A 24428-nucleotide genomic window follows, 5' to 3' on the forward strand; every position below is an offset into this window, starting at 1 on the left:
TTGCGACGGGCTCGCTTTTCGCGACCCCAATAACCGGCTTCCTTGTGAACGTGTTGGTCGACGAAACGATCGATGTGAATTCCTTTCCGCTCGAACGGCCAGCTGTCCGTGCGCGACGGCGTGATGCGCGAATCACTTCGGGGTCGTTGCCGTACTTCATTGCCGGCGAAGAAAACCGTTTGGTGGCGTTCGTTTCTGGCGGCGAAGCTTCTGTGTTCGAGTTTGGCAACCCGATTCTGCTGATCGGGCCCAGCGGCGCGGGAAAAACGGTGATCGCGATGCATTTGGCTGCCCGCCAAGCCATCGATGAATCCGTCGACGGAAAACCGGCTCAAGTGGTTCATTTTCCGGCGATTGACTTTGCCCGTCAGTACGCCGAAGCGGTGGCAGCCGATGATTTGCCGCCTCTGCGAGCCGAGATCAACGAGGCACCGATTCTGGTGATCGATGACCTGCACCTGATCGCCGACAAGCCGGCCGCCCAAGACGAATTGGCGATGCGGATCGAGTCGCGGACGTTGGCGGGAATGGCGACGATCCTGACATGTCGTCGTTTGCCATCCGAAATTCGTGGATTGCGACCGCTACTGGCCAGCCGTGTGTTGCCTGGTTTGACGATTCCGATCTCGCTGCCAACAGGACCATCGCGATTGCAATTGCTCCGCGAATTGGCGCTGCACTTCGGTCTGGAAATCGAATCCGACTTGCTGGAAGTATTGCACGATGGGCTGGAAGACAACCTGCCCGCTCGTGCTCTGGAAGCGGCCCTGAAACAGGTTTCGCTGTGGTGCCGGATGCACGAGAGCCCGCCGACGATGGAAGCCGTCCAATCGGCGATCAACCGAATCGGTACGACCGAGGAAGTCTCGCTTTCATCGATCACCAACTCCGTCGCCCGGTATTTTCGGATGAAGGCGGCGGATCTTCGCAGCAGTTCGCGGAAACAGAATCTGGTTCGGGCGCGTTCGCTGGCGATGCTGCTGGCTCGTCAAATGACGGGCAAGAGCATGCATCAAATCGGTGACCATTTCGGCGGCCGTGACCACACGACGGTCCTGCACGCGATTCGCAAGACTCAATCGTTGCTAGAAAACGACTCAGACCTCCGCCGCGCCGCGGACGAGGTGACCGAGAAACTCTCGCCGGTCTAACGGCATGTTGCCACGATGCCCTCTTTCCGCACAGTCCGTGCGCCCCCATTGCGTACGCTGTGGCGCGCTGTCACTGGCTTCGCACACTCGATCGGCGGTGCAAGGGAATCGTGTCCGATCCCACTTCGTCGAAGCACTACGAAACGGTAACGCCATCGACCGCCCAAGAGTGAATGATGCCAGCGGGAGAGTAGTGCTGGGTCGGACAAATCGTAAAAAATCAGAACAATTTTTTCGGTGGATAACTTGTTCAATCAACGTTCAAGTTCTGTTGAGCTTGGCAACGCCGCCGCGTCGGTGTTTCCGCTGGCATGTCACATCCTGTTGAGTTTCACGGCGGTTTCCAACGGTTTGTCAACGGACGGCGAACAACTTTTCCACCAGGCATGCATCTCGCCAACTCAAGACGTCGTCGTCACTTACGAGAGCGAAACCACGACTCTCAACAATTTCGGGACATGTATGACGATGACGACGTTATTTAAATCTATCTAACTCAATAAGGCAGACCCTCCGGTGACAAGCATCATCGATGCTCGACCTGCTGCGTTCGTTGCGGCAACGGGGTACAACATGGCAACTGAAAAATGAATCACCACTGGCCCTTCGCCGGCCAACGAAGCCCTCTAAAGATTTTTGTGAAGCCATGAAGATCACTTGCCAACGCGAATCGCTGACCAATGCTTTCGCACTTGCCGCCAGCATCGCGCCGACTCGTTCGCCCAAAGAAATTCTGCAAAACGTCAAAGTCACTGCCGCCGGCGGGAAACTGACGCTGACGGCGACCGATATGGAAGTCGGAATTCGTTTGGAACTGGAAGACGGCGTCGAGATCGAAGTCGAAGGCACGGCACTGCTTCCCGTCAGCCGCACCATGGCGATCCTTCGCGAGAGCAACGACGAGTCGATTTCGATGGAAACCGACGACTCGGGTATCCGTGTACGCGGCAGCCGCAGCAAGTATCGATTGCCCGGCAACAACCCCGACGAGTTTCCAGCGGTCGTGGGATTCGATGAAAACAAGTACCACGTTCTGCCAACACGTTTGTTCCGCGAAATGGTCAAACGGACGGTCTTTGCGACGGACCCGGAAAGCAGCCGATACGCACTTGGCGGAGTGCTGTTGGAATTGGAAGAGAACACCGTCACGGCGGTCGGTACCGACGGTCGGCGACTGGCACGGATGGAGGGCGTCGGCGAATCGATCGGTGGTCATCAAACGACCGGATCCAGCACCATTGTTCCGACGCGTGCGATCCAGTTGATGGAACGAGCGCTTTCGGACAAAGACGAAACGGTTGACGTCGCCGCTCGTAGCAACGATTTGTTGTTGCGAACCAGTCGCGCGGTCATCTATTCGCGCCTTGTTGAAGGTCGCTATCCGAATTGGCGACAAGTTTTGCCCAAGCGAGAGAACGCGATCCAGTTGGACATGACCGTTGGGCCGCTGTTCGCCGCGCTTCGTCAAGCCGCGATTGTGACCGACCATGAAAGCCGTGGGATCGATTTTACGTTCGCCGATGGCACGTTGAAGTTGGAAGCCAGCACCGCCGAGATCGGTGAGTCACAGATCGAATTACCCATCGCTTACGACGGTGAACCGATCACCTTGACGATGGACCATCGCTATCTAGCGGACTTTTGCAAAGTGTTGGACAACGAAGCGAACTTCATGATGGAGATCGAATCGGGTGCCTCACCGGCGCTGCTAACGACGGATGACGGGTACGGCTACGTGATCATGCCCATGGCACGCGATCGCTAACGAAAACAGGTTATCCAAACGCAAGCGGATAGCTTTTCTAGGGATGCCCACACATCGATCGTGACTCACCAATCAATGACCTGAATTTCCCGAAGAGCGAAATTCTTTAGACATGCGTATCGACTGTGGTAGCCAACTTTTTGACCTTGGGTTGGCGCCGTTTTCGAGTCTTTTCTGGGATCATTCCCCGCATCGCATCGAGTTTTCCGAAGCAGAGCAGACGATCGTGGGGCTCGAGCGTTCGTTTCAACCGCGGGTTGGGAATCACGGTGGCGCCTCGATAGAGGGTCAACACATTGATGTCCTGTTCGGGCAGTCCGCTCTGGTCGATCGTTTTTCCGATGAAGTCTGATCCATCGGGGATGTAAATCTCGGTGACGCCATAGCCTCGGCTGACAGTCAACCGCTGGCGCAAATCGATCTCGGGAAAGTCAACTTGTGCCGCGATGTAGTCCACGATGGCGCCGGCAATATCCAGCTGCGTGCAAGTCTCGATGCCTTCCAAACCGGGTGACGAATTGACTTCCATGACTTGGGGTCCGTCTTTGCCTTCGAGCATGTCGACGCCGGCGACTCGCAATCCCATGATTTGTGCGGATCGAACGGCGGTCTCGCAATAGGCACTGTCCAGCTTCACCAGTTCGGTTTTTCCGCCACGGTGAACATTGCTGCGAAACTCGTTCCCCTGAGCGACGCGCCTCATCGCGGCTACCACTTGATCACCAACCACAAAGGCGCGGATGTCACGACCCTTGCTTTCAGCGACAAATTTCTGGACCAAAACATTCTGGCGAGTGCTTTGAAGTGTCTCGATGATCGCCTCGGCGATCTTGACCGAATCGGCCAGGATCACGCCGACGCCCTGGGTGCCTTCCAGCAACTTGATGATGATGGGTACGCCGCCGACGCGTTCGATCGCCGGCAGGACGTCCTTCTTTTCCCTCACAAAGGTCGTTTGCGGAATGCCGATCTGATGGCGGCTCATGATCTGTAAACAACGAAGCTTATCGCGAGAATTCGAAATGCCGGCCGACGACGAAGCGGTGAACACATCCATTTGTTCGAATTGACGAACAACGGCGGTGCCGAAGTATGTGATGGATGCACCGATTCGAGGCACAACGGCGTCGTAGTGGCTGAGTTGTTTCGATCGGTAATAGAGATCGGGCTCGCCTTTCTCGAGATCGATCGAGAACCGCAGAGTGTCCAGCACTTTGACGTTGTGGTTTCGCTTCTTCGCGGCTTCGACCAATCGTTGGGTGCTGTAACAGGTTTTACTTCGAGAAAGAATCGCAAGTTTCATCGTCGATGATTTCGTCACTAAGGGCCGAACCGAAAAGGAGTCTGAACCTTTTGGCGGCGATTCGATGGATTGAAACGTTGGCTTGGCCGGAGAGGGTCAGACCCCTTTTCGGTTTGGCCCTAAGATTTCGGGCGTCGTCGGAGTCTGCGGGGCGGGCGTCCCCCAAAATAGGACCGACTGGGGTCAACCAACATCCGACCCCGGACGGCTTCGCGACCAACCAACATGCGAAAACCCATTTTGGTTCGATCGGCAAGCGTCAGTTCGACGGTCCACGTTTCACCCATCCATAGAACGGGCGTCAAAATGACAAACCGATTCGACGCCGAACCGCTCGAACTGCGGATTTTTCGGACATCATGAACCTCGGCTTCACAATGAACCGTAAAATCGTCTCGACGTTGGATCGGATGGACTTGAAAGCGAACCCAGGGAACCCCCGATTTGTCGAAGGGCTCGATTTCAAAGGCGTGCAGACTGGACGAACGTGCGCCGGTATCGATCTTGGCCTTGATGTGACCGATTTTCAGGTCGGGTAGGCGAACCCACTCGCGCCAGCCCATGATGACGAGCGGGGTTTCCGTCGCCGGAGGTGTAGGAAGATTCGACAACGATAGATCCCTCGTATGAAAACTCCGATCAGGTGGATTGATCGTGTTAGAGTGGAACCTTATTCTGCCGCGCTGTCCATATCGTCGGCGATCCGGATCATGGGAACCTATGCAATGAAGCGTCCCCCGTCGCCCAAGTCAAAGGCGGCTAAGTCGAAGTCACCCGGTTCACCCGACGAAAAACCGCGGGTCCGTCGAATCGGATCTTTGATCGGCCAATTGATGTCGCGGAAAGGCTACGCCCGCAGCGGCGTCAACGAACAACTTGGTGAATCCATCGGAGCAGCCGTCGGCCCGGAATTGGCCGCGTCATGCTATGTCGGCAATCTTCGCGCGGGTGTCTTGCAAGTCTTTGTGTCGGACTCGGTCACACTTCAAGAACTGAATTTTCGCAAACGAGCGATCTTGCGGCAGTTCCAAAAAGACATCGACGGCAACAAGGTCACCGACATTCGATTCCGAATCCAGGCTTCGTCCTAATGTCCAATGACGAAGATCTTTTGCTCGGCAGCGATTCCGTTAATCGGTGTTGGTGGTGTGGCAGCAACCCCGAGTACGTCCAATATCACGACGAAGAATGGGGGATGCCGATCGACGACGACACGCGGTTGTTCGAAAAGATGTGTTTGGAAGGATTTCAGTCAGGGCTGAGCTGGTTGACGATCCTGAAAAAACGTAACTCGTTTCGAACCGCCTTCGATGGATTCAACTTCCAAAAGGTTGTTCACTTCGACCAGACCGATGTGGACCGCTTGATGGCGAATGCTTCCATCGTTCGGCATCGTGGCAAGATCCAATCCACGATCAACAATGCCGGTCGGGCAATCGAAATGGTCGCCGAGTTCGGTTCGTTGGCCACGTTCTTTTGGTCGTTTGAAGCCAAGCGGCATACGTCGCCAAAAACTCGCGCCGATGTCGTACCAATGACGGACGAATCCACTCGCATGAGCAAGGAAATGAAACGGCGCGGATGGACCTTCGTCGGTCCCACGACTTGCTATGCGATGATGCAATCGATGGGAATCGTCAACGATCACTTGCGCCGTTGTCATCATTGGAAAGTCGTCCAAGATGCCCGCAAAGCATTCGTGCGGCCCTCGCTGTGATCACGTCTACTTGCGTTTTCGCTTCTTCTCAGGATCCGTGTACGGCGATGACTCGAAAATCGGATCCTCGCTGACGCGTGGATCGCCAGTCGATCGCAGATGATTCATCAGCCGACGTTCCAGTTGCTTGGCGACGTCCACCATCTCTCGGTCTTCCGCCAAGTTTGTCATGCAATCGGGATCCGTTTGAACGTCATAAAGTTCAAACCGTGGACGTTGTCCGACGGCAAACTCGAACGACTGTGGATCTTGATCTTTATGTAGAACCACCCATGCCTTCGTGGGACTGGCATCCATATCACCGAACGCCGCAAACGTGTCCTCGGTAAGCGCCATCGCATCGGGAAGGTTGCCCTGTTTACCGAAACCGGGACCCGTTCCCATCGGCCAACGATCGGGTTCGAAGTTGATGATGAACAAGTGCTGGTCGGTGCGAATGGCACGCTGCGGATACGGTTTGAAATCCGTCCGCGCGGCGGCGACATGTCGTTCGCGTCCGGTGAACACGGCATCACGCGTCGCATCCACTTGACCGGCTTGGTCACTGGTCAAGACAGACATCAGCGACTTGGCAATCATCGTTTCGGGTGCATCGACGTTGGCCGCTTCCAAAAACGTCGGCGCCAGATCTGGTAAGGAGACAAAATCGTCGACGATGCGACCCGGTGTATCGATACCGGCTGGCCACCTAATTGCGAGCGGCACCTGGGTACCCATGTCATACAAGTTACATTTCCCACGCGTCACGCCGGGAATGCCATGGTCGCCGCTGACCACCAAAATCGTATTCTCGTAAGCGTCGATCCGTTTCAATTCTTCGATCAAGATTCCCAGGCCCGCGTCAAACGCTTGGACTTCCCCAAGGTAGTCCGCGAAGTCTTCGCGGACGGTTTCGACATCGGGAAGGTATGCCGGTAACTTGCCTTTGAGGGCTTCCGGGTCGATCCCCCACAATTCTTTGCCGCTGCCGGCGATCCATTTTCGGTGCGTGTTGGTGGGTCCGAACCAATAGCAAAAGGGCGAGTCACCGTCCAGTTTTCCGTCGTCGTTTGCATCCAAGAACGACCGTACATTTTTGCGGACTTCATTGAACAACTTCTTTTTCCCAGCCTGGTGATCGTCAGCCTTCATCGCGTTCTGCGAAAAACCGTTGAACGCCCGTCCGTGCGAGTTGAAAGCCGTCTTAGCGCCACCGTGCGGTGCGTCGGCGGGACTTCCCGGACTCCAAACTTTGTACGTATGACCGATGCGATAGCCATCTTGTTCCAGCAGCAACGGATAAGCAGGAATTGAAAAATCCCAAATCGCACCCTGCAGAATCGACGCCCGTTCGCATCGCCAAAACGGTTGGCCCGATAACAGCGAACTCCGGCACGGCGTACAAGATGGTGCGCTGACGAAAGCGCGAGTGAACAATACTCCCTGCTCGGCCACCGCATCGAAGTTCGGTGTGGAGACAACATCGTGGATGCTATCGGGTTGAAGGTCCGCGTAGGCACTCGCGTACTTGCCCCAGTCATCGGCGAAAGCCATCACAATGTTGGGACGCTCGGCCCGAGACGGGCTGGGCATCAGAATCAAAGCCAACAGGGCCAGTTCGCAAATCAGCCTAAACTTCATGGTTCAATGTCGCGTTCGGATTAAGAGGAGTCCCGAATCGACGCGTCGAGACCTTGGTCAACACGATAACAATCGGGCGCTTGTGTCGTGGCACCCTACAATGCGAAAATGGCTCGTTCCGAACCGAAAACAAGAAAGCATCTGCAATGAGTGATGAAACAGGCGAAGATAAGAAGACTGCGAAGCCTTTGTCGGCTGGCGCGAGACGCGTTCTAGGTGTGTTGGTCGAGAAGGCAAAGACGACGCCAGACAACTATCCGCTGACACTTGCGTCGTTGATCAGTGGATCGAACCAGAAATCGAATCGAGATCCGAAGATGGATCTCGACGACGAGGACGCGCTGTTAGCACTCGACGAACTGAAGGCGGCCGGTGCGGCTCGGGAGGTCCAGGGCAGTGGCCGGGCGATCAAATACCGACACGCCGCTTACGAATGGTTCGATGTCGACGGACCCGGTTCCGCGGTGATGACGGAACTTTTGCTTCGCGGTCCACAAACGCTTGGCGAATTGCGGACTCGCGCTTCCCGCATGCACCCCTTCGACGATTTGTCGATCATGCAAACGACGGTCGACGGATTGATAGAAAAAGGCTTGGTTGAACCGATCACTCCGGCCGGTCGAGGGCAAATGTTCGCCCACAAACTGTATCCGCCCCAGGAACGACAATACTTGCTTGCAAGAATCGAAAAGCATGCCGCCACCGACAGCTCGCCCGCGACCGAAACGAAGACGCCGAAAGCATCTGGGACTGCGGTCGACTCACTATTGGCGAGACTTGAAACGGTCAGCGAGCGCATCGATGCACTGGAAAAACGGATCGCCGAACTGGAAAGTTGACGTCGGAGACTCTTGCGACCGCTATATCCAGTCGCAAAGCGAATCAATGTAATCGGCGCTGCCGTCACGTTTCCAAGGATCCAGTTGAGCCTGGGCCTTGAGTTGTTGACCGCGGCGCATCGGTGTGACGAAGAATCGCGTTGCAATTTCCGGCAGCGCCGACATGTCACCCCACAGTTTTTCGAACTGGGCCACCGGATAGACGTCTTCCTGGGCGTGACCCCAACGCTTTTTGACGTCCTTTAAGGTGACATACGTCGGCAGTCGTGTCGCCATTTGTCGAACCGCTTCGTCGACTTTGGAATTATTGTCCAAATCCGATCGGGTCAGCCCGAAAGCCGTTAGTAAACCGTCGATGTGAATCCACGTGGTCATCGAATTGTAGAACGTTAGCGCGAACTCGGCTTGTTCCGATGGCATCGCCAGACCTTCGACCAGCCGCGGTCGACCATCGACCAACGCCAGTCCGCCGCCGCGATCTTCCAATCGTCGACCGATCACTTCGAACGATAAAGTTTGATTGCCATCGATGTGCAATCCGAGTAGTCCCGGATCAAGGCTGGCGCCGAGGGTGTCGATGTTATGCAACAACAGATGCTCGAGTTCGCCTTGATTGCGAAGCATCTCCGCCAACACACCGTTGCGTAGCAAGTTCGGAATCTCGTACCAGTGACCGACCGGATGAATGCACTGGCTGGGCACGTTGTCGGTGTAGTCGCTGCAGGGGCCGGTGGTCGTTGCCCAACCGATCAATGCTTGGCGGACGCTCTCGCGCACCTTTTGTTGCTGTTCGTCCAACACTTGTTGTGCGGTTTCTTCCCACAAAAAACGCAGATCGCGTACCGTCGGTATCATTCGCAATCCGACGCTGCGACCGGTCGAAACGCGGACGCGTTGGTCATCGAAACCAAAATAATCGTGACGTTGCAAATGATCGCGAATCGCGGCGTCGGTCAAGTGGCTGGTCGTAAAGACGTGCGGGATCGATCCATCGTACGTTTGCGATGTCTTTCGATTCTTGGCCAGGTGGACCTCCAAGAAACTGCGATGACGACCGGCGAAACGATTGAACGGGTGAAGCGCCTTGCAGACGCCGGCGCCTTCGGTCCATCGGCTACCCACGCCTGCGGCAAGTGTGACCACTGCGACCTTGCCGTCGCGAATCGCTTTCGCGCCGATGGCCTCGAACTTCGGATCGGCTCCGGTGCGAACGTCCGTCACGTGACTTGGGCCGACGTCGCGGATCGTGGTCGCCGAAGGCAAACGGTTCTGCGCCAAGCCGATGCGGCCACTGCGCAAGTCTTCGCGAATCTGTTCGTGTTGTTGGCGATCGAAACCGGAAGCTGCCAAAATTTGTTGTAACGTTTCCGCTTTGTCGTTTCGCGATCGTCCTTGCGGCAGCACGCTGGACAACAACAGGTTCGCCGTTGTTGAATCACGGGTGTCATTGCAGCGGCGGCTGATCTGTTCCATTTCGATTCGCCGTCCGATCGGTAAGTCTCGCATCGGCGTTCGTAATAGACTGGGCAACACCAACGCGTAATACCGATCGGGCATAACTGCGTCTTCGCCGACCTTCAATTCGGCGAACGATCCGTTGTCGTTGATGGAAAAATCGTAGACGACCGGATCCATCGCAAACGGCAATGATGTTTGCAGTTCGCGTTTGGTTTTCACCATCGCTCCGGCAAGCCAATCCTGAGCTTCGGGTTTGACGGCCGGTTCAAAGATGAAACCCATTCCGCCGCCGGCCATCCCGCCGAGCATCCAGAAACCCCAGAACTTATCTCCGTATCGCTGACGACACTGTTCGATCAACGAATCGGTGAACCGGTTGGTCGCCCAGGGAATGATCGTTTGCAGGGGGCCTTCGAAGTTTCGCGTCGTGACTTCACCGATTCGGCGGACGTCGCCTTCCCGAATCGCTTCGGTGACTTCGTCCAGAATCTTCATCGCTTCGCTTCGTCCGGCCCATTCTTTTTCGCTGCGCAACAAATAGTGTTCGGTCACCATTTCTAAAATCGGGCCGACGTTCTGTGCCATGCCGCCGTGGACCAGCACCAAACTGTCTTGAATCTTTTGACGCGTCTCGGGTGACGCTTCGTCATGATCCATGACGTGGTGAACGGGCATCAGCCGGCCGCGGCTGATGCCGAATTCCGGGTCTTCCTTGCCGGCGGTCGTTCCACAGATCAACTTGATGCCTGGCCAAACGCCCCCCGAGTCTTGCCAACCGCCACCGCTGCCGCCGATCCATTCGCCAAGAATGGCGCGGGCGGCGACAAGTCGTCGGTCCGGTTCGGTCAATGGCCCCGAGAGCGACTGGATTTGACCCGTCGCACGCATCAGGATCGAGATCAACGAACCCAAAAGATTGGTCGATACCGCCAACCGCGAACCTTTGGGAATGTCATTGATCTTGCTGACCAGTTCGATTCCTTGGCCTGGTCCGACGACGCGAGTCAACAGTTCAGCAATCGATTGGCGACAGCCTTCCAATCCGGGCGGCACCAATCCCGATGCGATCACGGCGGCCTTGAGCAGCCCCAAATAGTCGCGTGCAAAATCGAACATTTCTGAAATCGATTCGACTTCGGTCGATGCACCCAGGTCGACGCTGGTCAAACGAATGACCGGTCGATCAATGACGCGTAAATATGTCTCGATCGGAGGTTTGGGTTGCTCGTCACGACCGCGGACGCCCAAGTCGACGGACACGTTCAAGACGCGGGCGCCTTCGGGGAAGTCCATTCCAAGAAAGAAAATATCGCTCCACGCGCTGTGCGAAAAGTCCATTCGCACAGCAGTGGTTTCTTTCATCAGCGGCGTCGTGCCCGTCGTCGAGTCGACGATTTTCAGCTCCGGCCGAATGCGTAACGGGTGATCGGCCGGGTGACCCAAACGAAACATCCACTGGTTTCCGCGGACGCTACGGACGCTGCGACGAACTTGGTCGGCGAGCGTTTGGAAACCAAGTTGGTGGTAGGCCTGGGCAAGCGAGCTGGCCAGCGCATCGCTGGGTCCATCGGCGGACTGGGTTTCCAAAAACGTGTCGATGGCTTCGATAAAACGGCGTGATAGCAGGTGGTCGTAACCGGCATACGGGATCAAGCCCGATTGCGTCGGACCCAGTCTCGGCGGCAAGTGATACCGATAGATGGCTGCCAAGAAAAACAATGCGCGAACGCGGTGGTACAGGTTCGGCTCGGCTCGGCGAAACTGATCAAGCGCATCGACGTGCGACATCAATTGTTCAAGCGACAAGCCTTGACAAACCGATTCAAGTGAACGGTTACGAACGTTGTCGTCTTCCGAGACGATGATCTCGATCAGCGGGTCGAGGGGTTGTGATCGAATCATGACGCGGTTTGTGCCTCTAAACGATGCGACAACAGATCGATCATCTCGGCCAAGATCTGTTCCCGGTCGATGCCTGACAAACCAATCGCCAATTGAGCCTTGAGCAAACCGTATTTGATTCCCAAGTTGTAGCGAGACCCTTGAATTTCGTACGCCAAATAGCGGCCGCGTGACGGCAGCAGTGCGGCAGCATCCGACAGCGTCGGTTTCTTTTGTGATGGTCCCGCGGATTGCGAATCGGTCAGCAAACGATCGATCAGCGGCATCACTTCACCCGTCAACACGTGCATGCCAAAGAAGCCCAGATAATGTCCGACGCGAAGCCCGGGCGTCACCAATTCTTGTTCGGCAAACGTCGGTGTCGGTTTCTCGACGACCCGTTGGATTTCGTAAAGTCGCTGTCGGCGCGGCACGTTGGGGCCGGATACGATTCCGAAGTACGGAAGATTGTTTTCGCGAGTCGATTGAACGGCCGAAACACAACACTCAAATTCTGACGCGATGCTGACCAATTGCTTGGCACAGGGGATTTCATCGGCGCTGACGTACAAGTGGTCGCCGACCAAGTGCAAGAACGGTTCGTCGCCGACAAAGTCTTTGGCACGAGAAATCGCGTCGGCGTATCCCAGCGGACCAGGTTGTTCGAAGAATCGCAAACTGCCCAAGTGAGATCCCGCAGCCGACTGATACGCCGCATGGTCGCCGGGTCTGATGACCAAACAAATCTCTTCGACACCGGCAAGAACGGTCTCTTCGATGATCAATTGCAGCGCCGTCTTCTCGTCGCCGTTCGCATCGACCAATTGTTGAAGCGGCAGGCGGTTTTGGTTGGGGGCGGCTGCCGTGATGACGGCCTTGCGGACCTGCATAGCGTTTGCTGCGTGGAAAGGGTGAACGGACGTGAATCGGCACCAGTGTAGTTGCCCGATCGTCGTCGCCCAGAGTCCCCATCGCCAAGCGTCGGGTTGCGTCCTCTCAGCCCCGCAAAACCGCTCTAAACGGAGTCTTCAACGCCGAAATCACTGCCATCCCTTCCAGGCCCGGCCAGTTTGAACGAGCGAATGAAACGGGGGATACGCGGAAATTCGATCCTACAGCTTCTTCAGCGCTCGGATGATATCGTCGGCCGTGCTGCGACCGGCATGCGAATCGCTTACCAATTTCATGGCGACTTTTCCGTTTTCATCCAGGACAAACGTGGCCGGGTAGGCCGTCTCGCGCGGCGCATTCCAACGCAGACCCCACGTGTCCACCATTTTCATATCCGGGTCACGCACCATCACGATCGGATCGGGTAGCGTTCGCGGTCCCATGAAATCTTCCGCATGCTTGTCCAGCATCGATGCTTCACCGGGATAGACCAAGATGATTCGCGATGCCTTTTCGCCGATCGTTTTGGCACGGTTTGCCAGCGCGCCGACTTGTCGGCTGCATAATGGACACTGGTAACCCGGAAAACCGCGCAGCACCACTACGACGACAGGCCCGTTTTTGCACTCGTCGCTCAACTTCATCATGTCGTCGTTACCGACGACGGGCAGATTGAAATCGGGCGCGACGTCACCGACTTTGGGCGAATCAGGCGCGGCTTCTTTGGCCGAAAGCGCTGCTCCGCTGATCACGAACAACACAGCAGTCATAGCGAATCGTAGAGTCAACATCAGCCGTTCTTTTTTTCAAGGTATTGGATGCTTTGCACAATGCTTTCCAGCGGCGCTGGCGATTGGTCTTGTTCGACGTGGCATTCGCCGACCCCAATTTCTTGGGCCAACCGCATGACCGCTGGCATATCGATCACTCCATCACCGATCTCTTGAAAGGCATCGGTGGGAACTTTGCCTTCATCCGTGATGGTTCCGACATCCGGCTTCAAGTCTTTCAGGTGAACTTGCGAGATTCGGCCGGCCAACTTTTTCATCATCGCGATCGGATCTTCCCCACCGATCTTGACCCAAAACACATCCAATTCAAATTCCATGAACTGCGGATCAAATCCTTCGACGAAAATATCAAACGCTCTTGTGGATCCGTCGTCGAGTTTCGCGAACTCAAACGAATGGTTGTGGTAACACATTCGCATGCCGGCATTGCGTGTCTTTTCGGCTGCGACGTTGGCCGCGTCGGTGATGCGTTGGCACTTTTCGATCGTGTCGCGCTGGTCGCGCGCGACGTAGCCGAACACGACGTGACGCAGTCCGATCCGCTCGGCAATCTCGATGGTACGGTCGACGGATATCACGTCCTTGCCGTCGGGATTGGTGATGGCATTGAAGTCCATGAACGCGCTGTGCACCATCATGCCGCGATCGCGCGCCATCGCGGCGATCTTGACGGCTTCGTCATTGATCGACATCAGTTCAATTTGGCGGTAACCCGCTTTGGCAACGGCATCCAGCGTGGCGGCCGGATCGTCTGCCATTTGGTTGCGAAGCGTATAGAGTTGCAACCCGATGCGGTCGAGGTAGGGCAGTGGTCCGTGGCCGGCCGATGCGTCGCCCGATTCGTCCGCCATCGCTGCCAGAGGGCGTGCCAACCAAGTGGCCAGTCCCGCCGTGGCGGCGCCGCCGATCAATTGTCGCCGTGTCATGGAATTTACTCGGATCGGTGAAGGGGAAGATTTTGAGTTCATTGGTTTCTTTTTTCGCGTTGTCTTCGGCTGTATCGTTCGAGTGTCTTTCGTTCCGATGCGGTCAGGCTGGATTCACCCTGCTTATGGATTTTAGCCAGAATTCGGTCCGCATCTTCTGCTTCTTCCACAAGTTTTTTGTCCGGATCATGAAGTTTCAACTTCATACGCCGCGAACGGTCTCGCATCCGCGCCGGAAGATCTGCGATCCCTGATGCGGCCAAAAAGCTGAGATTCCAACGCTGATAGAAATATGCCAAAGCGAATGCCGCACCGGCCAAGTGGACCGTAAAAGCAGTGTTGCCGGCCGCCCCGCCCGTCATGGCGCGAAGGGCCCCCAGCAGATCCATCCCCACGTACAAGACCGCCACGATCCACGCTTCGACGGGGAATACTGCCATCAAGTGAATCTTTTCATGCGGGTAGTACAAGGCGAACAAGATCACCGTCGCAATGACCGCACCGCTGGCCCCGATCGTCGTAACCGGACTGCCAAAACCGTACATCGCCGCATGCGTAATGCTGCCGACAACACCGCCGGCGAACAAACCGACCAGATAGAACCTCAGGAACTCCATCTGACCGATCCGCTGTTCGATGATCCGGCCAAAGAAATAGAGCCCGATCATGTTGAACAGCACGTGGAACGGTCCGCGGATGTCGTGCAAAAATCCGTAGGTCAGAAATTGAAACCAATTCCAAGGCTGGATCAGCGTGTCGGCCGAGATCGCAAACCACGGCGCCAGAATGCTCTCGCGGCCGCCGTCGCCCTGTTTCGCAATAATCGCATCGATCAGGAAAACGACCACATTGATCACGATCAGCGTGATCGCCATGCTTCGTGGCTTCTCGACCCGATCCCAAGCAGTCGGTTCGTCGCGTCCGTAATCGCGGTCGTAAAGCCCCATCGAAGTCCCGTGGTTGGAAAAGTCTGTGAATCCGTCGAATCGATCCGAAACGGTGATCCTACCAATGATCCTACCAATGATCCTACCAATGATCCCTGTTCGGTGCTAAGAAGGGGTCGGCTCGTTGCGGATAAATTGGTCTGCGATGACCCGCACGGTCGCCCAGTCCGCTGCTGTCCTGCTTCCCTGTTCGGAGGTCAAATTCCCATGCGAATCCGTGTGCTCACGATCGGGCTTGTCCTTTTCGGCTGTCTCCAAGGCGGCAGCCTAGCGTTTTCGCAAGACTTGCGTCTCAACCAGATTCAAACCATCGGTACACACAATTCCTATCATCTGGCACCGCCACCGGAGATTCTGCGTCTGATCGAACTCTTTTCGTCCGAGGGTGCCGAGGCGCTGAACTACTCGCACCTTCCCATCGCCGAACAACTTGGTACGCACAAGATTCGACAAATCGAATTGGACATCTATGCAGACCCCGAGGGCGGATTGTTTGCGAACCCCGCCGGTCACGAGTGTTTGCCCAAGACCGAGGCGACCGAAAAATCTCACCCCAAAGCAACCGGCGCGCTGAGCCGTCCCGGGATGAAAGTCATTCATTCGCCAGGTTTCGATTATCGCAGCACTGTGTCAACGTTTGTCGACGGACTCACAAAGATTCGCAATTGGTCCCAGTCGAATCCTGACCACATTCCAATTCTCGTTTTGGTCGAACTCAAAGATTCCGTCGTGGGCCCTGATCCGGTCGTGCCCCTTGCTTTCGATTCGGATTTACTGGACGCGGTCGATGCCGAGATCCGCAGTGTCTTTGCGGACGACGAAATGATTCTGCCCGACCAGATCCGTGGGTCAGACAAGACTCTGCGCGACGCACTTTCGCAGCGAGGTTGGCCGACCGTCAACGCGTCTCGCGGGCGAGTGTGGTTTGCCCTGGACAACGAAGACGCAACCCGCGAACGCTATCTCGAAAAGCATCCGACACTCGAGAACCGAGTGATGTTCGTCTCGGTCGATGCGAATCATCCAGCCGCCGGATTCATGAAGCTAAACGATCCGATCGGAAAATTCAAAAAGATTCAAAACGCCGTGAAGCAAGGGTTCATCGTTCGCACACGCGCGGACGCAGAAACACACGAAGCGAGAACCAATGACACGACACGGCGCGATCGAGCCTTCGAAAGCGGCGCCCAATACATCAGCACCGATTATCCGATCGCTGACAAGCGACTCTCGCAGTACCAAGTGCAACTACCCAACCAAGCCGAGTACCGACGGAACCCACAAGCAAGAAACAGAAAACCTCGCATCGATAATGCAAACAAATGACCGTTCGGCGATGGAATGTTTACTAGCCACGAAAAGTCACAGAAGACACAAAGAGTTCAGGCCTCTTGTTTTGACTTTTGTGGCTAGCAAGCTTCGCTTCTGCGGCTTCTCGTTGCCCGACTTCTACATGACATATTTCTTGATGAAGAATCTGCTGTTGCCGAAGTTGATCAGGAGGCCGTGGCGGAAGTTGGTGGCTTTGAGATAACCGAGGAGTTGGGCGACGTCGGCATCGGAAGTTTCTCGGACAGCCTTCCGTTCTAGGATCAATACGTTTTCAACGATCAGGTCCATGGTTTCTTCGATGAGTTCCGTTCCGTCTTCGTCGAATATTTTGACTTGCAGCTGAACGCGAATGGCCAATCCCGCTTTGGTCATGCGGTGAATCATCCCGCGTTCATAGACTTTTTCCCGAAACCCGCTGCCGAGATAGCGATGCAAACCGAAACCGCATTCACGAATCGTGTCGCAAATCTTATGGACTTGGCCATCCGAAAGATCGGTTCGCGAAGTGATGATCGACCTGGGATTGGCTTCCATTTTCTTGATACTCGACCAACCGATGCTAAGCCGCAGCAGCTTGGGGTGTCGCGGATTCCATCTTCTCTTTGAGTACTTCGACCGCTCGCCGCAATTGCGGGTCGATGGTGGTGCTGGATTCCGCATTGGGGTCCAACACCTCGTCGACGACCAAGGCGGGATAGGCCGATTCGGACCAACGTTGGGAAACTTTCAGCAGGCTCGCTTCGTCCAATTCGACCAGCATCGTGTCGTTGGGCGTGACACCCCATTCGTCTTCCGGTTTAGCGTCCGTGGCGCGATGGATGTTGGCGCCGCTGGGTCGGTAATACCTTGCCACGGTCAAACGAAGGGCGCTGCGTCCGTATTGCAACGGCAAGATGTTCTGTACGGTGCCTTTGCCAAAGCTTCGAGTTCCGACGATTGTCGCGCGGTTGTTGTCCTGCAAACATGCGGCAACGATTTCCGAGGCACTAGCCGAATTGCCATCGATCAGAATTGCGATCGGGATTTTTGAATCGACCAAGGTGCCTCCATTGGCGTCAAAATTGGATTCGATCACACCGCCGCGCGTTCGTGTCGAAACGATGTTGCCCGAATCCAAAAACATGTCTGCGATGTCGGCCGCCGTGTGCAACAGCCCGCCACCGTTGCCGCGAAGATCGAACACGAGCGCGCGATAGTTGTTGTCCAGTCCTTTCAGCGCCGCCGTCATCTCGTCCGTCGACTTGTCACCAAAACTTGTCAATCGAATGTAGGCGATCGTCGGATCCTCGCGCAGCCGAAACACCCAACGATCATTTTCGTCGCGATAGTCGCCCGCCACCGATTCCAGTTCGATGCGGGCTCGCTGGACGACCAAGTCTTTGATTTCAAAAACGGGTTCAGCGACGTTTTCGTTGGATGATGCGTCGACGTTTTCAGTCTTTGCCAGTCGTTTGACGCTGACATTGACCGACGTGCCGATCGGTCCCCGCAACCGTGTGCTGACATCCGGAAGCGGCATCTTGGAAACGTCTTCGTTGTCGACTCGCACGATCAGGTCGCCCGGTCGAAAACCGGCCTTCAGCGCTGGCGATCCCACCAATGGCGTTTTGACTCGGACCGGACCGCCGTCTTCCGATGCTTCGACAAAAATACCAATGCCGGCAAATTCTTGATTGATGCTGTCTTGAAATGTGACGTAATCGTCGCCGGGGATGTATTCGCTGTTTTCATCCAGCGTTGACGTCATGCCGTTCATCGCCGCGGTCAGTAATTCGTCGTCGTCCACGGGATCGACGTAGAACATATCGATCAGATTCAAGGCGTCACCAACGATCATCGCCGGACGAACCCGCCGATGGGTCGAATAACACAGCAGACTGATCGCGGCTGCGATGATAATGATGTTTAAATTGCGAGGGGGCATAGCAGACCAGGGCGTCGAAACGGCAATATTTAGATCTCGCGTATTTTACGCCCTCGGGTCGAACGACCGTAGACCTGCACGATGGTTTCCCGGTATTCGCCGCCGCACGTACCCATGCTGTCCTCACGGTCCTACGTTCCGCCCAAAAACGGCACCGGAATCAAAATCGCATGCTGTTGAACCCACGTCTGCAGTCCGTCCCAACTGGTGTACTGGCTGACGTAGACGAACAACAGGTACACCGCGACCACCGGTACCAACAACACGCGAACGGTCCGTCGCGAGATCGTTGCCCAGCGGCCGACGGGTTCCGGCCGCGATCGGGCGCGGCGAAGGGCCAATCCCTCGGCGATTCGCGCCGGCAGGATGAACGCGACGAAAATCAAGCACGGTAACCACACGACTTCGCGAGGCGTGGCTTCGATCTTCAACAGGTACAAGGGGATCGGCAAGATCACTAAACCGCAAACCATCGCCGCCAACCAAGCCCACGGTGCGCGACGAAAATCACTGCGGATGCGGCGGACCTCGAATAGCGCGCCGATACGATTCTCCGCCGCAAAGTGTGCTTGCAACATCGGCAAGTACATCAGCGCAATGCCCAAAAGCACCAACGAGACGAAGCCGACCAAGCCCGCCAAGCCGGTTTCACCATTGCGAAACGCGGCGATGATGATCATCGCGGGAATCAACCAAACCAAAGTCCCCAACGCGCCGCGAAGTCCCAACCAAAAGTAGGTTGGCAGATTCAATGAAACGGTGAAGTCCCACAATCGATCGGGCATCGAAGTCCACGTCGATGGTCGCCATGCCTGTTTCACGAAACGTTTCGGTTCCGGCCACAGGTAGTGGCGAAGTTTGCCGCCTCGGACCCACGCCCACAACAAATACCCCGTCGCGAATAGCGACGCGGCGATGGCGGCGACGCGGATCATGGCGGCCTGGTTCGATCCCGGCTGTATCAACGAAGCGACCGATTCCCAATGCGTTAGCAATTGTGTCGGCAGGGCGGCGATCAACACGGCTAGCAGCGTCATGCCGATCTGGCCTGCTTCACTCAACTTGGGCAACGCATCGCGAAACTTTGCGCCCGATGCCAGGCCACCGCTAACGGACAACAAATAGCCGAACGCGATCAACTGAAGAAGCGGTATCGCAGTCAAGATTGCAAGCAACACAATCAGGGATGCGATACAGAATGAACCACGGGCGGCCCACGCGATCGCCGCGCCGCACCGTCGAAGTTTGCCTGGCCGCACAAGCGTTGCGACGATGGGTGGTTCGTCATCGGGAATTTCGCCGATGATCATTTGCTCGGCAATCGATTGTTCGGTAGTGAGAATCGCTTGGCTCACGGTCACGCCTAGGTTGTGTGGAACTCTCAAATGGCTCGGCAACCGCTTCGGCTAAGTCGAAACCGGAGGCTTGCGCAGCGGAATGTCTTCGTGATTCGTGTTCTGCGTTCCCATCTTGGCTGCCGAGGCTAGCGACTGGGTAAGATTTTCTAAAGAAACCAACAAGTCTGGTCGATCTAGGTTTAATGTTCAGTCTGTCGTGGGGGGATACTCGTACAGGCACCGAGACGTCCTCGATTCAATTCATGCCCAAATTACGCCCCCACTTTGCCGCTTTGATGCTCGCATTCGCCGTTTCTTTCGGTCAATGTGGATGTGTCGCGTTGAACATTCCCAGCGAGCGAGCGCATGATCCGGCCGACGCTGGTGGCATCTTAGGGCCCTGGAAGAAGGGCGGCGCAAGCACCGCTTCTCAACACACCGTTTTCGACGAATTCACGAATGATTCGTACTCGGGTGACCCGTCTTGCAGCGACGGTGGCGCGCTGGGCTTTGATCCGTTCGACCCCAATGCGATCGAGGGAGGCCAAACTGAGCCCCCCGAAGTGCCATGGCCTCGCTTTCACCCCGTTCCGACGCGACCCGTCTTCGGTGCGATGCCGACGGCCGATGGCCACTGAATCCCGGCGGAATTCCGTGCATTTCCGAATTTGAATCCTCACTCGAGGCTGAGAATTGGTCATTGGGGGTACCCGAGTGTTAAGGTTGGTAAACCTTGCGGCGTGATCCCCCGTTGGTCAAGGTCGGCGCCGGATTGTTCCGATGCAAACAGCCATACCGGTCATGCCGGTGGAGATGAAGGCGGACCGATCGTCAAGTCCGCCTGAAGGTTTGCATCCGAATGATTCGGGTACGGGAACTAATGCGACTGAACAAACAAGCATCCCGCGCCGCGTTCTGTCTGATGACCGCCGCCGCATTCGTCGGCACGTTGGTCATGGCAGAAACGTCGGCCGGTCAATCGCCATCGCGACGAGTTTCCGATATTCGTGAAACCCCGACCGTTTTGGCTATTCGACGAGTCTCACCGGCCGTCGTCAATATTCATGGTCAGAAAACGGTTCGCTCTACCGCAGCCGGAATGGCCGGTGCCGAAGGCCCTGAGTCGTTTCGCCAAGTCAACGGCATGGGCACCGGAGTCGTCATCGATCCGCGTGGCTATGTGATCACCAACTATCACGTCGTCGAAGATGTCGACGACATCCAAGTCACGCTGGCGTCCGGCGAGACCACGACGGCCGAGTTGGTATCCGCAAGAATTCGCAACGACTTAGCATTGATCAAAGTCAACGTTCGCGATCCTTTGCCCACCATCCCTCGCGGGACCAGCAGCGATTTGATGATCGGCGAGAGTGTGATCGCGATCGGTAACGCGTACGGCTATGTCCACACCAGCACACAAGGCATCATCAGCGCTCTGCACCGCGACGTGCCCGTCAACGATACGCAAGAGTACCGTGACCTGATTCAAATCAGTGCCGGAATTAACCCAGGCAACTCGGGTGGACCGCTACTGAACATCACCGGTGAAATGATCGGTGTGAACGTTGCGGTTCGTGTCGGTGCACAACAGATCGCGTTTGCGATTCCGATCGATCAAGTGATCGAGGTTGTGACCGAGATGATCGAACAACATAATGAAAGTCGTTTGTCGACCGGCTTGCGAGCCAGCGGCGGACCGCGCGACGGCGACGGTGTTACCATCGCCAATGTCTCCGCCAGCAGTCCAGCCGCACGGGAGGGATTGAAGCCAGGAGACCGCGTGGTCCGCGTTGGCTCGCAACCGATCAACAGCCGATTGGACTTCGCATTAGCGATGCTCGATTCCAACCCCGGTTCACCGCTCGAATTGGGCATCGAACGATCGGGCAAGCGAATCGATCTTGCGGTCGTCGGCGAAGGGGCGACTTCCAACAACCAATCGGTGGCCGAACTTGCTTGGAACGTCCTGGGCATTCAAGCCAAGCCCGTTGCCGATGCAACCATGCGTCGTCTGAACCAGCGGATGAAGACGCCTTATCGCGGCGGACTCTACATCACTCGCGTCCGTCCCGGTTCGGCCGCCGATCACCAGGGCATTGCCGCCGGTGATGTGCTGTTGGGCATCCACGGTTGGCAAACGTCGTCGATGAATGATTTGGCCGGCATCTTGGAACATCCCGACATGCAACGTGGACCGCGAGCCAAGTTCTACTTGGTTCGCAAAGAACAAACGTTGTTCGGGCATCTGCAATTGGCGGCCCAGCCGACGGCGACCGTGCGGCACTAGTTTGCACCGAACCGACCCTGTTTCGACCTTGTAAGCCATCGCTCACGTCCCGGGGTAAACTCGATCGCGCTTCCCGCAGCCGACGAGTTTGCCGACCCAGCTGGGACGAGAGCGGTGGCTGCAATGACAATGGGCTGGTGAGCGCGCGAATGGCCCGTCTGGGTCAAATCAAAGAAGTTCGATCACGGCTTCGATCTCGGGCGCTCCATAGGTTGACGATCCTGTTCGAACAACCAAATTCTCGTCCACTTTGTAGACACCCTCGTGGTGTGTGTGCCCGCAAAACACTTCGACGCGGATGCTCGGGTGCAATTGGTTGTAACTTGTCAGCACCCGGCCGATCTCGCCACACACGAACGATGGCGCCCAATCGTCGTCGGCCGTTCGGCCTTCGTACCAGCACGCTTCTCGGTACGGTGGCAAGTGCGTCAGCACGATGACTTGTCGTGCATGTGGCGGCAACGATGCCATCTTGTCTTCCAATCGCTCGGCCGATTCTCGGCCCAATTGGGCAAGCTGGTCTTTCAGATGCTCTTTTGGCAATCGGCTGAGATCTTCGATCATATCGAAGTCGCGAAGCCGGATCGGCGACGCGTCAAAATCGCCGACCGTCGCATCGCCCCAGCCGTCTTCGCCAATCAAGAACACGCCAACGGTCAGCTCGATCGGTTGACAGTCCGTCAAATAGACAAGCCGTTGATCGTCTCGCGTCGCGGCGATCACATCGCGGCGGGTGTCGGCAATCGATCGGTGATAGAAGTCATGATTTCCCAGCACAAAATAAACCGGCACATCCACCGCAGCGGCCAAGCGGCGCAGTTGGACGACGACATCATCGCCTTCGGAAATGTCGCCCGTGATCCATAGACCGTCGGGCGACTTTGATGCGATGTCGGCAACCCACGATTGCCAAACCGCGGCGGGAACGTGGTCAAAATGCGGATCAGTCGTCCAAACGAATTTCAACGCATCTGTCCCAGGTGCCGCCTATCAAAAATCATCGCAACGAAACTAGGCCGTTGCCACGGCGCCGGCCGCCGCAGCCAGGGCTTTGGCTTTGTCGGTTTTTTCCCACGTAAAACCGTCGCCTTCGCGGCCGAAGTGACCGCCCGCGCTGGTTTCCTTGAACACGGGACGACGCAGTTTCAGGTGTTCGATGATTCCCTTGGGAGTCAACGGAAAGTGTGCTCGCACCAATTCGCACAACTGGGCGTCGTCGATTTTGCCGGTGCCTTCGGTGTCGACATTGACGCTGACGGGTTCGACGACACCGATTGCGTAGGCCAATTGGACTTCGCATCGTTCTGCCAAACCGGATGCAACGATGTTCTTGGCGACGTAACGCGCCATGTAAGCGGCCGAACGGTCCACCTTGGTGCTGTCCTTGCCGCTAAACGCGCCACCACCGTGACGACCCCAACCACCATAGGTGTCGACGATGATCTTTCGACCGGTCAAACCACAATCGCCGTGCGGTCCGCCGATGACGAACTTGCCGGTCGGGTTGATGTGGTAGTTGATGTCGCCCTTGATCAAGTTCGCCGGCAACAACGGTTCGATGATCTTCTTGATGATAAAGGCTTTGATTTCATCATTGGTGACCTCGGGGTTGTGTTGCGCGCTAACAACCACGGTGTCGATGCGGATCGGCGTGTTGCCTTCGTATTCGACGGTAACTTGCGCCTTATTGTCTGGACGCAGCCAATCCACTTCTTTCGCGAAGCGTGCTTCGGTCAAACGGTTGATGATGCGGTGCGACAGCGAGATCGGCAGTGGCATCAATTCGGGTGTGTCTTTGCATGCGTAACCGAACATCAAACCTTGGTCGCCGGCGCCTTCGCGGTCGACGCCTTGGGCGATGTCAGGGCTTTGCGTGTCAAGCGACACCATCACCGAACAGGTGTTACCGCTGATGCCGAAATCGTCGTCGGTGTAACCGACTTCGTTGATGACGCCGCGAACCACGTCGGAGTAATTGATTTTTGCCTTGGTCGTGATTTCGCCGGCAATGATGGCGATACCGGTGGTGACCATCGTTTCGCAGGCAACGCGGCTGTTGGGATCTTCGGCCAACAGCGCGTCGAGGATTCCGTCGGAAATTCGGTCGGCCAGCTTGTCGGGGTGTCCCATGCTGACCGATTCACTGGTAAACAGATAGCGAGCGGTTGTCACGACGGCTTTCTCCGGGCTTTCGTCCCTGTCGGGACGCTGAGGGTCTAAAATAAAGTCAGCCATAGGCTACTTGCCGGACGTCGCTCT

At 56.3% G+C, this 24428-nt stretch carries 21 protein-coding genes; 8 read left to right on the forward strand and 13 right to left on the reverse strand.

All coding sequences use genetic code 11. The features are described from left to right. Positions 1–44 precede the first annotated feature (44 nt). Positions 45–1151 carry a helix-turn-helix domain-containing protein gene (locus Poly51_RS13520; protein WP_246114478.1) on the forward strand — a complete coding sequence of 369 codons (1107 nt, stop codon included), beginning with the start codon at positions 45–47 and terminating at the stop codon, positions 1149–1151. Positions 1152–1797: 646 nt separating this feature from the next. Beyond that, the gene (gene dnaN / locus Poly51_RS13525; protein WP_146458298.1) at positions 1798–2916 is read left to right on the forward strand and encodes a DNA polymerase III subunit beta; all 1119 of its coding nucleotides are present in this window, start codon (positions 1798–1800) and stop codon (positions 2914–2916) included. A gap of 106 nt (positions 2917–3022) precedes the next feature. Here dnaN and Poly51_RS13530 read toward each other — a convergent pair whose 3' ends face one another. Together Poly51_RS13530 and Poly51_RS13535 are read right to left on the reverse strand one after the other, a co-directional pair. Further along, positions 3023–4219: a RimK family alpha-L-glutamate ligase gene (locus Poly51_RS13530; RefSeq protein WP_146458299.1), complete on the reverse strand. Its 1197-nt coding sequence runs from the start codon at positions 4217–4219 to the stop codon at positions 3023–3025. Positions 4220–4338: 119 nt separating this feature from the next. Further along, entirely contained in the window at positions 4339–4830 is a 492-nt protein-coding gene (locus Poly51_RS13535) for an ATP-dependent zinc protease family protein (protein WP_246114479.1), read from the reverse strand. A 114-nt stretch (positions 4831–4944) separates the two neighbouring features. On the opposite strand from Poly51_RS13535, the gene Poly51_RS13540 reads away from it, so the two are divergent. Further along, positions 4945–5310, forward strand: a complete 366-nt coding sequence (locus Poly51_RS13540; RefSeq protein WP_146458300.1) for a DUF721 domain-containing protein — start codon at positions 4945–4947, stop codon at positions 5308–5310. After that, entirely contained in the window at positions 5310–5936 is a 627-nt protein-coding gene (locus Poly51_RS13545) for a DNA-3-methyladenine glycosylase I (RefSeq protein WP_146458301.1), read from the forward strand. Before Poly51_RS13540 ends, Poly51_RS13545 begins: the two co-directional genes overlap by 1 nt. A gap of 6 nt (positions 5937–5942) precedes the next feature. Here Poly51_RS13545 and Poly51_RS13550 read toward each other — a convergent pair whose 3' ends face one another. Next, complete coding sequence (locus tag Poly51_RS13550; RefSeq protein ID WP_146458302.1) at positions 5943–7556, reverse strand: sulfatase family protein; 1614 nt, start codon at positions 7554–7556, stop codon at positions 5943–5945. Positions 7557–7702: 146 nt separating this feature from the next. Here Poly51_RS13550 and Poly51_RS13555 point away from each other — a divergent pair, with 146 nt between their 5' ends. Next, positions 7703–8395, forward strand: coding sequence for a YceH family protein (locus Poly51_RS13555; RefSeq protein ID WP_146458303.1), 693 nt, complete (start codon positions 7703–7705; stop codon positions 8393–8395). 21 nt (positions 8396–8416) lie between these two features. Here Poly51_RS13555 and Poly51_RS13560 read toward each other — a convergent pair whose 3' ends face one another. The 5 genes from Poly51_RS13560 to Poly51_RS13580 all read right to left on the reverse strand — a co-directional run bounded on the left by Poly51_RS13560 (position 8417) and on the right by Poly51_RS13580 (position 15289). Continuing rightward, positions 8417–11755 carry a UTP--glucose-1-phosphate uridylyltransferase gene (locus Poly51_RS13560; protein ID WP_146458304.1) on the reverse strand — a complete coding sequence of 1113 codons (3339 nt, stop codon included), beginning with the start codon at positions 11753–11755 and terminating at the stop codon, positions 8417–8419. Beyond that, positions 11752–12624 (reverse strand): sugar phosphate nucleotidyltransferase, encoded by an 873-nt coding sequence (locus Poly51_RS13565; RefSeq protein WP_146458305.1) that lies wholly within the window; start codon positions 12622–12624, stop codon positions 11752–11754. Before Poly51_RS13565 ends, Poly51_RS13560 begins: the two co-directional genes overlap by 4 nt. A 222-nt stretch (positions 12625–12846) precedes the next feature. Further along, a complete protein-coding gene (locus Poly51_RS13570; RefSeq protein WP_146458306.1) occupies positions 12847–13416 on the reverse strand; it encodes a redoxin family protein in 570 nt (189 codons plus the stop codon). Beyond that, a complete protein-coding gene (locus Poly51_RS13575; RefSeq protein WP_246114480.1) occupies positions 13416–14342 on the reverse strand; it encodes a sugar phosphate isomerase/epimerase family protein in 927 nt (308 codons plus the stop codon). The genes Poly51_RS13570 and Poly51_RS13575 overlap by 1 nt, the downstream gene beginning before the upstream one ends. Before the next feature lie 38 nt (positions 14343–14380). Next, on the reverse strand, positions 14381–15289 hold the full coding sequence (locus Poly51_RS13580; protein ID WP_146458308.1) for a rhomboid family intramembrane serine protease: 909 nt from the start codon (positions 15287–15289) through the stop codon (positions 14381–14383). Positions 15290–15496: 207 nt separating this feature from the next. Between Poly51_RS13580 and Poly51_RS13585 the strand changes: the two genes are divergently transcribed. Next, positions 15497–16615, forward strand: a complete 1119-nt coding sequence (locus Poly51_RS13585) for a phosphatidylinositol-specific phospholipase C1-like protein (RefSeq protein WP_146458309.1) — start codon at positions 15497–15499, stop codon at positions 16613–16615. Between the two features lie 123 nt (positions 16616–16738). Here the strand turns inward: Poly51_RS13585 and Poly51_RS13590 are convergent, their stop codons facing one another. From Poly51_RS13590 to Poly51_RS13600, 3 genes are all read right to left on the reverse strand, one after another. After that, positions 16739–17155 carry a GxxExxY protein gene (locus Poly51_RS13590; RefSeq protein ID WP_146458310.1) on the reverse strand — a complete coding sequence of 139 codons (417 nt, stop codon included), beginning with the start codon at positions 17153–17155 and terminating at the stop codon, positions 16739–16741. A 25-nt stretch (positions 17156–17180) separates the two neighbouring features. Next, positions 17181–18545 (reverse strand): S41 family peptidase, encoded by a 1365-nt coding sequence (locus tag Poly51_RS13595; RefSeq protein ID WP_186775537.1) that lies wholly within the window; start codon positions 18543–18545, stop codon positions 17181–17183. 131 nt (positions 18546–18676) lie between these two features. Further along, positions 18677–19900 (reverse strand): DUF4013 domain-containing protein, encoded by a 1224-nt coding sequence (locus tag Poly51_RS13600; RefSeq protein ID WP_246114481.1) that lies wholly within the window; start codon positions 19898–19900, stop codon positions 18677–18679. Positions 19901–20145: 245 nt separating this feature from the next. On the opposite strand from Poly51_RS13600, the gene Poly51_RS13605 reads away from it, so the two are divergent. Further along, a complete protein-coding gene (locus Poly51_RS13605) occupies positions 20146–20520 on the forward strand; it encodes a hypothetical protein (RefSeq protein ID WP_146458311.1) in 375 nt (124 codons plus the stop codon). Between the two features lie 242 nt (positions 20521–20762). Further along, positions 20763–22169, forward strand: a complete 1407-nt coding sequence (locus Poly51_RS13610; RefSeq protein ID WP_246114482.1) for a trypsin-like peptidase domain-containing protein — start codon at positions 20763–20765, stop codon at positions 22167–22169. Between the two features lie 168 nt (positions 22170–22337). On the opposite strand, the gene Poly51_RS13615 is transcribed toward Poly51_RS13610, so the two are convergent. Beyond that, on the reverse strand, positions 22338–23135 hold the full coding sequence (locus Poly51_RS13615) for a metallophosphoesterase family protein (protein WP_146458313.1): 798 nt from the start codon (positions 23133–23135) through the stop codon (positions 22338–22340). A 45-nt stretch (positions 23136–23180) separates the two neighbouring features. Continuing rightward, the gene (gene metK, locus Poly51_RS13620; protein ID WP_146458314.1) at positions 23181–24404 is read right to left on the reverse strand and encodes a methionine adenosyltransferase; all 1224 of its coding nucleotides are present in this window, start codon (positions 24402–24404) and stop codon (positions 23181–23183) included. Between the last annotated feature and the right edge of the window lie 24 nt (positions 24405–24428).

This window comes from Rubripirellula tenax, from assembly GCF_007860125.1.
In the GTDB taxonomy this organism is placed as follows: domain Bacteria; phylum Planctomycetota; class Planctomycetia; order Pirellulales; family Pirellulaceae; genus Rubripirellula; species Rubripirellula tenax.